Here is an 11903-nt window from a genome sequence, read left to right on the forward strand (position 1 = left end):
GAGGGGATTTGATCATCTGGAGGGATGGGGGATCGTTGCGCGTTCACCCACAGGGCGCGTTCACTCTCCGGGCCACTGCGGCTTCCGCTTCTCGTTGAACGCGGCGACCCCTTCCGCCCGGTCCCCGGAGAACGCGACGGACCACCACGCGGCGTCCTCGACCTCAAGCCCCGCCCGCAGATCGAGCCCGTGCCCGAGCCGCAGCGCGCGCTTGGCGGCGCGCAGGCCGACGGGCGAGTTGGCGGCGATACGGCCGGCCAGGGCCAGCGCCTCGTCCCGGTCGGCGCCCTCGTCCACCAGCTGGTCGACGAGCCCCAGCGCCGCCGCCTCGGCCGCGGCCACCCGCCGTGCGGTGAAGACCAGTTCGGCGGCGCGCGCGGCGCCGACCCGGCGCGGCAGCAGCTGCGTACCCCCGCCGCCGGGGATCACCCCGACCGACACCTCGGGCAGCCCCACGACCGCCGTGGAGTCGGCGACGATCAGATCGCAGGCGAGCGCCAGCTCGAAGCCGCCGCCCAGCGCGAAGCCGTGCACCGCCGCGACGGTCGGCATCGGCAGCTCCAGTACGCCGGTGTACGCGGCCCGCGCGGTCGGCCGCTGGCGCACGAGTTCGGCGTCGCTCAAGGAGTTGCGCTCCTTGAGGTCCGCGCCGACGCAGAAGGCCCGCTCATGGGTGGACGTCAGCACCGTGGCCCGTACGTCCCGGTCGACGCCGAGCGCGGCGCAGGCGTTCCCGAGGGACCTGGCCAGCTCGGTGGAGACGGCGTTCATGGCCTTGGGCCGGTCCAGCACCAGTTCCGCGACCTGCCCGCCCTGCCCGTGCCGCCGTACGACGACGAACTCCCCGAACCTCTGCTCAGCCTCAGCCATGACCACACCCTCCCGGTTAACGACGGTTCACCTTCACCGGGGCTGATCCTATGGGGCGGCTCGGGCCCAAGGGCAGGGCCTGGGCCAGGCTCTAGGTGTTACGCCGCCCCATCAGCCAGGGCTCGACCACACCCAGCCCCCGCACCGGCCGCTGCCACATCGGCTGGAGCCCGAAGCGGTACGAGGGCAGCGCCACGCCCTCCTTGTCGGCCTTCGCCGCGGCCTCCGCCGCCTGCGCCTCGGAGGCCGGGGCGTCGCCCGTGCGGATCAGCTCCTCCGCGAACGCGCCGTCGACGAGGACCGTGTCCTTCGGCGCTATCGACGTCAGCCGGCTCGCGAGGTTCACCGTCGTACCGAACACGTCGCCCATCCGGGTCGTGACCGTCCCGAACGCGATCCCGACGCGCAGCGCCGGCATCGACTCGTCATGGGTCATGGTCTCTATCAGGCGCAGCGCTATCTCCGCGGCCGTTCCCGCGTCGTCCGCCGCGAACAGGACCTCGTCGCCGAGGGTCTTGATCAGCCGGCCGCCGTGCGCGGCGACGAGGTCGGCGGCGGTCGTCTCGAACGCCTCGACCAGCTCGCCGAGCTCCTCCTCCTCCAGCCGCCGGGTCAGCCGGGTGAACCCGACGAGGTCGGCGAAGCCGACGGCGAGCCGGCGGTCGACCATCTCGTCGTCGTCCGCGGCCTGGACGACGCGGCCCGTGGCGGCGGCGAGCTGGCGCCGCCACACATAGACGAGGAACTCCTCCAGCTCGGGCAGGAGCAACTCCACCAGGGGGTAGGTGACTTCGGTACGGGTCATGCCGGGCTCGGGCGGCTCGGTCAGGCCCTCCAGGAAGGAATCGATCTGCCACTCCGCCAGCCGGGCGGTGGTCTGCCCGGTCGAGCGGGCGACCTGGATCGCCATGGGCTCGCTGAGCAGCCCCGCCTCCACCAGACCGGCGAGCCGCCGCAGGGCCAGTACGTCCGCCTCCGTGAGCGCCTTGGCCTGGCCGATGTCGGCGAAGCCCATGGCGCGCCAGAAGCGGGAGGCGAGGTCCATCGAGACCCCGGCGGTACGGGCGGCCTGGAAGGCGGTGTAGCGGCGGTCGGCGCCGAGGATCAGCTGTTCGAGGCGGATGGCCAGCGGGTCGTCGGACGGCTCGGCCGTGTGGTCGACGACATGGTGGGGAGTGGGGTGTGCCGAGGACTCCGACGGCGGCTGCGCGTCCTCGCCGGAAGTCGAATCGTCGACGGTCACCGGCCGCCTCCTGCCCGTTCCCTGCGCACTGCCCTGCCGATCTGTCGTGGACCGCCTCAACGATACGGCAGATGTGCGCTGGCTCACGTATCGCGGGGGCACCCGGATCGGGGCGCGACGGTCCGGTCACGGGCCGTCGCCAGTGGCCGCACGCGGGCCTGCCCGCATGCGGGTGCCATGTGCACTTTGCATATGCCCACGCCGGAGGACGAGCCTCCGGATCCGCCCGCGCGTTCAGGCGACCGGCCGCAGATGGACGATGTCGCCCGCGCCGACCGGATGCCGGGCGCCGTCCTCGGTCGTGACCACCAGCCGTCCGTCGCCGTCCACGGCCACCGCCTCACCGACCAGCTCGCGGTCGCCCGGCAGGACCGCGCGTACGGTGCGGCCCAGCGTCGCGCACCCCGCCGCGTACGCCTCCTGGAGCCGGGAAGCGGCGGGATCGCCGCCCGCCTCGCGCCACTCCCCGTACCACCGCTCCAGCGCCCGCAGGACCCCGCGCAGCAGGGTGTCGCGGTCGAGGGAGACCGCGTTCGCCAGGGCCAGCGAACCGGCCGCCGGTACGGGCAGTTCCGCCGCGTGCAGCGAGACATTCACGCCGACGCCCACCACGACCGCGTCGTCCCCCGCCCGCTCCGCGAGGATCCCGCCGGCCTTCCGCTCCTCGCCGCCCACGGTCACCAGCAGGTCATTGGGCCATTTGAGTGCCGTGTCCACGCCCGCGGCCCGCGCCAGCCCGGTCGCGACGGCCACTCCCGTCAGCAGCGGCAGCCAGCCGTACCGGTGGACGGGTACCCCGGGCCCTGGCCGCAGCAGTACGGAGAAGAACAGCCCGGAGCGCGCGGGCGCGGTCCACCGCCGGTCCAGCCGGCCGCGGCCCGCCGTCTGCTCCTCGGCGATCAGTACGGTGCCCTCCGGCGCTCCCGGGGTGCCGTCCGCCCCCGGCCTGGCCCGCGCGGCCAGATCGGAGTTGGTGGATCCGGTGGCGGCGACCACGTCGAGCGAGCTCCACAGCCCGTCGGGCCGGATCAGACCGCGGCGCAGCGCGCGTTCGTTCAGCGGGGGGCGTTCGAGGTCGGACCAGCGGCTCTCGGGTGCATGGGGATCCGTCATGCAAGCCACCCTAGGTGTGGCCAACACCGCACTGCCGAACGGTATCCGCGCCGATACCCTACGGATCAGTAGCACCCGGAACACCCGCATCCGTGAACCCGCAGGGAGCCGCATCCCGATGTCCGAGCCGGAAAACGCCCGAGGAATCCCCCACGGAACCGCCGCCCACACCACCGCGGGCAAGATCGCGGATCTTCAGCGGCGCATCGAGGAAGCCACCCACGCGGGTTCCGCGCGCGCCGTGGAGAAGCAGCACGCCAAGGGCAAGCTGACGGCCCGCGAACGGGTGGATCTGCTGCTCGACGAGGGGTCCTTCGTCGAACTGGACGAGTTCGCCAGGCACCGCTCCACCAATTTCGGCATCGAGAAGAACCGCCCGTACGGGGACGGGGTCGTCACCGGCTACGGCACGGTCGACGGCCGTCCGGTCTGTGTCTACTCGCAGGACTTCACCATCTTCGGGGGCTCGCTCGGCGAGGTCTACGGCGAGAAGATCGTGAAGGTCATGGACTTCGCGCTGAAGACCGGTTGCCCGGTCATCGGCATCAACGACGGCGGCGGCGCCCGGATCCAGGAGGGCGTGGTCGCCCTCGGCCTCTTCGCCGAGATCTTCCGCCGCAATGTGCACGCCTCGGGCGTCGTACCGCAGATCAGCCTGATCGTCGGCCCGTGCGCGGGCGGCGCGGTCTACTCCCCCGCGATCACCGACTTCACGGTGATGGTCGACCAGACCTCGCACATGTTCATCACGGGGCCCGATGTCATCAAGACGGTGACCGGCGAGGACGTGGGCTTCGAGGAGCTGGGCGGCGCCCGTACGCACAACACGACCTCCGGCGTCGCGCACCACATGGCGGGCGACGAGAAGGACGCCATCGAGTACGTCAAGTCCCTGCTGTCGTACCTCCCCTCGAACAACCTGTCCGAGCCGCCCGCCTTCCCCGAGGAGGCGGACCTGGCGACGACGGACGAGGACCGCGAGCTGGACACGCTGATCCCGGACTCCGCGAACCAGCCGTACGACATGCACGCGGCCATCGAGCACGTACTGGACGACGCCGAATTCCTGGAGACCCAGGCGCTGTTCGCGCCGAACATCATCACCGGCTTCGGCCGGGTCGAGGGTTTCCCGGTCGGGATCGTGGCGAACCAGCCGATGCAGTTCGCGGGCTGTCTGGACATCAACGCCTCCGAGAAGGCCGCGCGGTTCGTCCGTACGTGCGACGCCTTCAACGTCCCGGTGCTGACCTTCGTGGACGTCCCCGGGTTCCTGCCGGGGGTCGACCAGGAGTACGGCGGCATCATCCGGCGCGGCGCCAAGCTGATCTACGCGTACGCCGAGGCCACGGTCCCGCTGATCACGGTGATCACCCGCAAGGCGTTCGGCGGCGCCTACGACGTCATGGGCTCCAAGCATCTGGGTGCCGACCTCAACGTGGCCTGGCCGACCGCGCAGATCGCGGTGATGGGCGCGCAGGGCGCGGTGAACATCCTGCACCGCCGCACGATCGCGGCGGCCGGTGATGTGACGGCGCAGGAGGAGACGCGCGCCGAACTGATCCAGCAGTACGAGGACACGCTGCTCAATCCGTACGCGGCGGCCGAGCGCGGCTATGTCGACGCGGTCATCATGCCGTCGGAGACCCGGGCGCACATCGTCAAGGGCCTGCGTCAACTGCGGACGAAGCGGGAAAGCCTGCCTCCGAAGAAGCACGGCAACATCCCCCTGTAGGACTCCGGGAAGGGCGCCGAAGTGATCAAGGTTGTACGAGGAAACCCGACCCGGGAGGAGCTGGCCGCCGCGCTCGCGGTGGTCCGGGCGCGCGCGGCGGCGGTGGCGGACTCACCGCCGGGCGCGGCCGAGCCGCCCGCCGAGTGGTCGGCCCCGACGCGGATCGCCCGCCGCCGGCTCCCGGAGCCGGGACCGCGGGCGTGGGCGCGTACGTACTGGCCGGGCTAGCGCCGAAAGGCCCTAGGCCCTGTCCGACACATGGCGCCGTCCGCCCGGAGGGCGGGGCGGGGCTCGGCCCCGGGGCGCGTCCGGATAATGCGGCGCCGCCGCCGCGCCTGAGTACACGTACTCAGGCGCTCAGGCCCGGGCGGCCGGAGTATCGGTCCCATGCTGTGGTCCGACCCCGAGAACGAGCCGCCCAGGGAGATGCGCGACGCGCAGCTCATGCTGCGCCGCGCCGGGCTCCTGCTCGCCCTGGCCGTGGTGGTCGCGATGATCGTGCTCGGCCTCGGCTGATCACCCCGCACGGCCCTCCCCCGTACCGGCCGGATGCCGCGGCCTACGATGGCCCGCATGACCGATCAGCGCCGCCGGCTCGTGCTCGCCTCCGCCTCCCCCGCTCGTCTCGGACTGCTCAGGCAGGCCGGGCTCGCCCCCGAGGTGATCGTCAGCGGCGTCGACGAGGACGCCCTCTCCGCCCCGACCCCCGCCGAACTGGCGCTCGTTCTCGCCGAGGCCAAGGCCACCGCCGTGGCCGCGCTCCCCGCCGCGGCCGGCGCGCTGGTCGTCGGCTGTGACTCCGTCCTCGAACTCGACGGCGAGGCGTTCGGCAAGCCCGCCGACGCCGAGGAGGCCACCGCCCGCTGGAAGTCGATGCGCGGACGCGACGGAATCCTGCGGACCGGCCACTGCGTGATCGATACGACGACCGGCCGCCGCGCCGCCGAGACCGCCTCGACCACCGTCCGCTTCGGCACCCCGACGGACGCCGAGATCGCCGCGTACGTCGCCTCCGGCGAACCCCTCCAGGTCGCGGGCGCCTTCACCCTGGACGGCCGTTCCTCGCCCTTCGTCGACGGGATCGACGGCAACCACGGCAATGTCATCGGCCTGTCGCTGCCCCTGCTGCGCCGGCTGCTCGGCGAGCACGGCGTCACGATCACCGACCTGTGGGCCTGAACGGGCCCCTTGCCCACGGCACTTGCGCTCAGGCGGGCGCAGGCCCCTCGGCCGGTCCCTCGTCAGGGCTCACGGCCGGGCTCACCCGCTCGGGCTCGTACGCCACCAGCACCAGCACGATCAGCCCCAGCACGACCATCATGACCGCGAAGGCACTCCACCCCACCAGACCCACCGTCACCGCGCCGAGCAGCCCGTGCAGCACCGCGCAGACGATGAGCGCGATCCTGCCGAAGCGGCCCGGAGCCCGGTCCTTGAGGGCCGTACGCACCAGAATCACCGCCACGAGCACGAGATAGGCGCCGAAGACCCCGCCCATCACCCACGTACCGAGGGACATGGCGGACGGATCGAGTCCGGCCAGGGACATCCGCTGATTGTCGACAACCGTCGCCAACACACCGTTGACGAACACGATGCCGACCGCCTCAAGCAGCAGCACGATCGCGGCCACCCAGGCCACCGGTCTGCGCGCCACGACGCCACCCTCTTCCTCTGTTACCGGTAGTACGTACGACATCGCGCACGCTACTAACCGGTAAACCACCGGACAAGGGCCCGAGCGAGGGCAGAGAATCATTCGGCCATTCGTAGGGACTCCACAAAGAATCGCGATCCGCCGAGGGGTACTCGGACAGAGAGGTGGACCACATCCGAGCGCTACTGTGCGACGGGGAAACCCGGCGTACCGTGGTGCCACAAGGGATTTCGCCCCCTGACTCGGCCTCGGACCACGCTCTGTGTGGGCAAGGTCACCATTGGGGACGGATCCTTGGGGCGTGTCGGCAGTCCCTAAACTCAGCTTGTTTTCAAGGAGGGAGCCATCGTGCGCAAGGTGCTCATCGCCAACCGTGGCGAAATCGCTGTCCGCGTTGCCCGTGCCTGCCGGGACGCCGGGATCCAGAGCGTAGCCGTCTACGCGGACCCGGACCGGGACGCCCTGCACGTCCGCGCGGCCGACGAGGCCTTCGCCCTGGGCGGTGACACCCCGGCAGCCAGCTATCTGGACATGGCCAAGGTGCTCCAGGCGGCCAAGGACTCCGGCGCGGACGCGATCCACCCGGGCTACGGATTCCTGTCCGAGAACGCCGAATTCGCCCAGGCCGTACTGGACGCCGGACTGACCTGGATCGGCCCGCCCCCGCAGGCCATCCGCGACCTCGGCGACAAGGTCGCCGCCCGCCATATCGCCCAGCGCGCCGGCGCCCCCCTGGTCGCCGGCACCCCCGACCCGGTCTCCGGCGCGGACGAGGTCGTCGCGTTCGCCGCGGAGCACGGCCTGCCGATCGCCATCAAGGCGGCCTTCGGCGGTGGCGGACGCGGCCTGAAGGTCGCCCGTACCCTCGAAGAGATCCCGGAGCTGTACGACTCGGCCGTCCGCGAGGCCGTCGCCGCGTTCGGCCGCGGCGAGTGCTTCGTCGAGCGCTACCTCGACAAGCCCCGCCACGTCGAGACCCAGTGCCTGGCCGACTCCCACGGCAATGTCGTCGTCGTCTCCACCCGCGACTGCTCCCTCCAGCGCCGCCACCAGAAGCTCGTCGAGGAAGCCCCCGCCCCGTTCCTCTCCGACGCCCAGAACGCCGAGTTGTACGCGGCGTCCAAGGCGATCCTCAAGGAGGCCGGCTACGTCGGCGCGGGCACCGTCGAGTTCCTCGTCGGCACCGACGGCACGATCTCCTTCCTGGAGGTCAACACCCGCCTCCAGGTCGAGCACCCGGTCACCGAAGAGGTCACCGGCATCGACCTGGTCCGCGAGATGTTCCGCATCGCCGACGGCGAGGCCCTCGGCTATGACGACCCGGCCGTGCGCGGACACTCCTTCGAATTCCGTATCAACGGCGAGGACCCGGGCCGCGGCTTCCTGCCCGCCCCCGGCACCGTCACCACCTTCGCCCCGCCCGCCGGCCCCGGCGTCCGTCTCGACGCGGGGGTGGAGTCCGGCTCCGTCATCGGCCCGGCCTGGGACTCCCTGCTCGCCAAGCTGATCGTCACCGGCGCCACCCGCGAGCAGGCCCTCCAGCGCGCCTCCCGCGCCCTGAACGAGTTCACGGTCGAGGGCATGGCCACGGCGATCCCCTTCCACCGCAAGGTCGTCACCGACCCCGCCTTCACCTCCGACCCCTTCACCGTCCACACCCGCTGGATGGAGACGGAGTTCACCAACGACATCCCGCCCTTCGCGGCCCCCGCGGACGCCGAGGCCGAGGACGAGCCCGGCCGCGAGACCGTCGTCGTCGAGGTCGGCGGCAAGCGCCTCGAAGTCTCCCTGCCCTCCAGCCTGGGCATGACCCTGGCCCGCACCGGCCTCGCCGCCGGCGCCAAGCCCAAGCGCCGCGCCGCCAAGAAGTCCGCCTCCGCGGCCTCCGGCGACACCCTGGCCTCCCCGATGCAGGGCACCATCGTCAAGGTCGCCGTCGAAGAGGGCCAGGAGGTCAAGGAAGGCGACCTCGTCGTCGTCCTCGAAGCCATGAAGATGGAGCAGCCCCTCAACGCGCACCGCTCCGGCACCATCAAGGGCCTCACCGCCGAGGTCGGCGCGGCTCTCACCTCCGGCGCCACCATCTGCGAAATCAAGGACTGACCCGCACCGAGGCCCCGCCGCCCACTTCCCACTTCTGGCGGGGCCTTCGCGTGTGCGGTGGCATCCTTGACGCCACGGGCGGAGACAGGGAGGACCCCCACATGGCGAGCGGTACGGCACACGCGCTGCCCCGGCCCATGCGCGCCGACGCGCGCCGCAACTACGAGCGCCTGCTCACGGAGGCCCGCCGCAGTTTCGCGGAACACGGCACGGACGCCTCCCTGGAGGACATCGCGCGCCACGCGGGCGTCGGCATCGGCACGCTCTACCGCCACTTCCCGAACCGCCACGCGCTCATGAACGCGGTCTTCCAGGAAGCGCTCGGCTCCCTCATCGAGCGCAGCCGCGAGCTCGCCGAGGCGGAGCAGCCGTGCGGCGCGCTGGTCGAATGGCTGGGTACGCTCATCACCCACGCGGGTGAGTACCGCAGGCTCTCGCAGGCGCTCATGTCGGCCTCCCACGACAAGAGTTCGGCGCTGTCGCAGTGCAGTGTGCCGATGCGCGAGGCGGGCGGACGCCTCCTGGTACGGGCGCAGCGGGCCGGCCACATCCGGCCCGAGGTCTCGATCGACGACCTGATGCAGCTCACGAACGCGATCGCGTTGGCGGCGGAACAATCCCCGTCCGACCCGCGCTTGGCGGACCGCCTCCTGAAACTGACGCTCACGGGGCTGCGACCCTGAGCGTCCCCGGGTGGGCCGTGGTCGCGGTTCGTTTGGGCCAAGGCGGGTTTCCGGGCGCGGGTCGTCGCCGGGGTGCGCTTGCCTCGGCCAGGGCCGGTTTCCGGGCGCGGGTCGTCGCCGGGGTGCGCTCCGGGCTCGCGCCCGGGACTGCATGCTGTGCTTTCCCGGGGGACGCCCCCGGACCCCCGTACGGCGGACTCCGGCCACAGTCAGGGAACGGGCGTTCGCGCGCCACAAATCACGCTCTACGTCCCGGACACGACCCCTGCGCGCCCCCCTTCACCGCCCGTCACCGACGAGGCGTCCGGAGCCGACTCTGTCTCTGGTCAGAGGAGCTGATCATCCCAGAGCCCGAGGACCACGCGATCCCGCGCTCATAGGCTCGATCACATCGGGAAACGCTCCGACAACCGGGGCGCCCAGTACTCGGAGGGGAATCCATGTCCAAGCGCATCATCGTTCCGTCGCTCATTGGTGCGGTCGCTCTCGGCGGTATCACCATCGGTGGCATCGCCTCGGCCAGCCCGGCCGTCAAGCCGACCGTGGAGAACGGCGCTGCCCGCTACGTCGCCCCGACCGCCGACGCCGCGGGTTCGGTCACCTTCACCGCGAAGGTGACCGACGACTCGGGAATCCGGAGCCTCAAGGTGCTGGCCTGGCCGAAGAGTTCGGACCTCAAGCCGACGGCCGAGGAAATGACGGACGTCGAGAGCGCCACGTGCAAGAAGGACCTGTGCGCCTACACCCTGAAGGTCACGCGGGAGGAAGCCGCCAGCCTGCCCGAGGGCGTCTGGCACGTCTCCGCGCTGGCGACGGCCAACGACGGGGACACGATCTTCGTACCCGAGGCCGCGACCTTCAACGTCACGCGCTGACCCGGGCGGGCACGTGGGCGAGTGTGCCCACCGGGGGGAGGGGGTCGGGGTCGGAGGAGGTGCGTGTCCGGACGTAAAGCGTCGCAACTCGTGCGAAGCACGGTGAGGAAAGCAGTCCGGACACGGACCTCCGGAGGCCCCGGCCCCCGGCACCACGACGCCCGCACCTGCACCACGCACGACCCCTCGCTGGAAGCGCACCGCCCCCCGCCGGAGGCGGAACCGCACCCCGCGCCGAACGGCGCACCCGCAACCCCCGCCGGAGGCGGAACCGCACCCCGCGCCGAACGGCGCACCCGCAACCCCCGCTGGAAGCGCACCGCACCGCGCGCCGAACGGCGCACCCGCAACCCCCGCCGGAGGCGAAACCCCTACCGGCGGCGCAAGTCCGCCACCCTCGCCCGCTCCCCCGTCTCCTGCGCCGCCAGCGACGCCGCCGCACTGCGCAGTTGCGGCCCCGGCCCCCCGCTCCCCGGCCCCTGTCCCGGACCCGGACCCGCCGCATGCGTGCGGCGCTGCCCCGGAAGCGGTACGTCCCGACGTGACTGACGCCCCGCCGGATGCACGTCGCCCGAACCACCGCCCGACGCCCCTGCACCGGCCCCCGTGACGGAACCGGCGACCAAACCGGATCCGGAGCCAGAGCCCGCACCGGCCGACACCCCGGACACCCCGCCCGCGGAGCCGCCGGTTCCGCCGGCCACCGCGATCTGTACCCCCTGATCGGCCAGCGCCTGAAGCTCCGTCGCCGCGCGATCGTCATGCGCCGGCGGCTCGTCGGTCACCAGCCTGCTGATGAGATCCGTCGGCACCGTCTGGAACATCGTGTCGGTGCCCAGCTTCGTATGGTCGGCCAGCACCACCACCTCCGCCGCGGCCTGCACCAGCGCCCGGTCCACGCTCGCCGAGAGCATGTTGGACGTGGAGAGCCCGCGCTCGGCGGTCAGCCCGCTCCCGGACAGGAACGCGCGGGTGACCCGCAGGCCTTGGAGGGACTGCTCAGCCCCGCTGCCCACCAGCGCGTAGTTGGAGCCGCGCAGCGTGCCGCCGGTCATGACGACTTCGACCCGGTTGGCATGCGCGAGGGCCTGCGCGACGAGCAGCGAGTTGGTGACGACGGTCAGGCCGGGGATCCGCGCGAGCCGGCGGGCCAGCTCCTGCGTGGTCGTACCGGCGCCGACCACCACGGCCTCGCCCTCTTCGACGAGACTCGCGGCGAGATCGGCGATGGCCGTCTTCTCGGCCGTTGCGAGATGGGACTTTTGCGGAAAGCCGGATTCTCGCGTGAATCCGCCCGGCAATACCGCACCGCCGTGCCGGCGGTCGAGGAGTCCTTCGGCCTCCAGCGCCCGCACGTCCCGCCGTACGGTCACTTCGGAGGTCTGGACGACGCGGGCGAGCTCACGGAGCGACACGGCCCCGTTGGCGCGCACCATTTCGAGGATCAATTGGCGACGTTCTGCAGCGAACACGAAACTGACAGTAACCCCAACGACCGTCTGCTTTCAGCAGTTTGCGCCGAATAACAGAAGTTGTACACAGACGAGAGCGCACAGTGGTATAAAGCGATCCCGCAATTCGAACGCACCACCATGGAGCGGGCTTACCCAGTCCTACGAGCCGATGA

General features: G+C 71.6%; 12 protein-coding genes. 7 read left to right on the plus strand and 5 right to left on the minus strand.

The features are described 5' to 3' along the window. Positions 1-60: 60 nt before the first annotated feature. From ABTZ59_RS11900 to ABTZ59_RS11910, 3 genes are all read right to left on the minus strand, one after another. Positions 61-870, minus strand: coding sequence for an enoyl-CoA hydratase/isomerase family protein (locus ABTZ59_RS11900; RefSeq protein ID WP_351394635.1), 810 nt, complete (start codon positions 868-870; stop codon positions 61-63). 91 nt (positions 871-961) lie between these two features. Then, on the minus strand, positions 962-2113 hold the full coding sequence (locus tag ABTZ59_RS11905; RefSeq protein ID WP_351394638.1) for an adenylate/guanylate cyclase domain-containing protein: 1152 nt from the start codon (positions 2111-2113) through the stop codon (positions 962-964). Positions 2114-2347: 234 nt separating this feature from the next. Then, a complete protein-coding gene (locus ABTZ59_RS11910) occupies positions 2348-3226 on the minus strand; it encodes a biotin--[acetyl-CoA-carboxylase] ligase (protein ID WP_351394640.1) in 879 nt (292 codons plus the stop codon). A 118-nt stretch (positions 3227-3344) separates the two neighbouring features. Here ABTZ59_RS11910 and ABTZ59_RS11915 point away from each other — a divergent pair, with 118 nt between their 5' ends. The 4 genes from ABTZ59_RS11915 to ABTZ59_RS11930 all read left to right on the plus strand — a co-directional run bounded on the left by ABTZ59_RS11915 (position 3345) and on the right by ABTZ59_RS11930 (position 6137). After that, the gene (locus ABTZ59_RS11915) at positions 3345-4958 is read left to right on the plus strand and encodes an acyl-CoA carboxylase subunit beta (RefSeq protein WP_351394643.1); all 1614 of its coding nucleotides are present in this window, start codon (positions 3345-3347) and stop codon (positions 4956-4958) included. A 21-nt stretch (positions 4959-4979) separates the two neighbouring features. Further along, complete coding sequence (locus ABTZ59_RS11920; RefSeq protein ID WP_249948158.1) at positions 4980-5186, plus strand: acyl-CoA carboxylase epsilon subunit; 207 nt, start codon at positions 4980-4982, stop codon at positions 5184-5186. A gap of 159 nt (positions 5187-5345) precedes the next feature. Then, entirely contained in the window at positions 5346-5474 is a 129-nt protein-coding gene (gene mmpB / locus ABTZ59_RS11925; protein WP_351394647.1) for a morphogenic membrane protein MmpB, read from the plus strand. Positions 5475-5522: 48 nt separating this feature from the next. Then, entirely contained in the window at positions 5523-6137 is a 615-nt protein-coding gene (locus ABTZ59_RS11930; protein WP_351394650.1) for a nucleoside triphosphate pyrophosphatase, read from the plus strand. A 28-nt stretch (positions 6138-6165) separates the two neighbouring features. Here the strand turns inward: ABTZ59_RS11930 and ABTZ59_RS11935 are convergent, their stop codons facing one another. Beyond that, positions 6166-6657 (minus strand): hypothetical protein, encoded by a 492-nt coding sequence (locus ABTZ59_RS11935; protein WP_351394653.1) that lies wholly within the window; start codon positions 6655-6657, stop codon positions 6166-6168. A gap of 306 nt (positions 6658-6963) precedes the next feature. Here ABTZ59_RS11935 and ABTZ59_RS11940 point away from each other — a divergent pair, with 306 nt between their 5' ends. The 3 genes from ABTZ59_RS11940 to ABTZ59_RS11950 all read left to right on the plus strand — a co-directional run bounded on the left by ABTZ59_RS11940 (position 6964) and on the right by ABTZ59_RS11950 (position 10276). Then, complete coding sequence (locus ABTZ59_RS11940; protein WP_351394656.1) at positions 6964-8718, plus strand: acetyl/propionyl/methylcrotonyl-CoA carboxylase subunit alpha; 1755 nt, start codon at positions 6964-6966, stop codon at positions 8716-8718. Positions 8719-8855: 137 nt separating this feature from the next. Then, a complete protein-coding gene (locus ABTZ59_RS11945) occupies positions 8856-9401 on the plus strand; it encodes a TetR/AcrR family transcriptional regulator (RefSeq protein WP_503002686.1) in 546 nt (181 codons plus the stop codon). Positions 9402-9841: 440 nt separating this feature from the next. Beyond that, complete coding sequence (locus ABTZ59_RS11950) at positions 9842-10276, plus strand: DUF5707 domain-containing protein (RefSeq protein ID WP_351394662.1); 435 nt, start codon at positions 9842-9844, stop codon at positions 10274-10276. Between the two features lie 371 nt (positions 10277-10647). Here the strand turns inward: ABTZ59_RS11950 and ABTZ59_RS11955 are convergent, their stop codons facing one another. Then, entirely contained in the window at positions 10648-11748 is a 1101-nt protein-coding gene (locus ABTZ59_RS11955) for a DeoR/GlpR family DNA-binding transcription regulator (protein ID WP_351394665.1), read from the minus strand. Between the last annotated feature and the right edge of the window lie 155 nt (positions 11749-11903).

The organism is Streptomyces sp. NPDC094034, assembly GCF_040303865.1.
Lineage (GTDB): Bacteria > Actinomycetota > Actinomycetes > Streptomycetales > Streptomycetaceae > Streptomyces.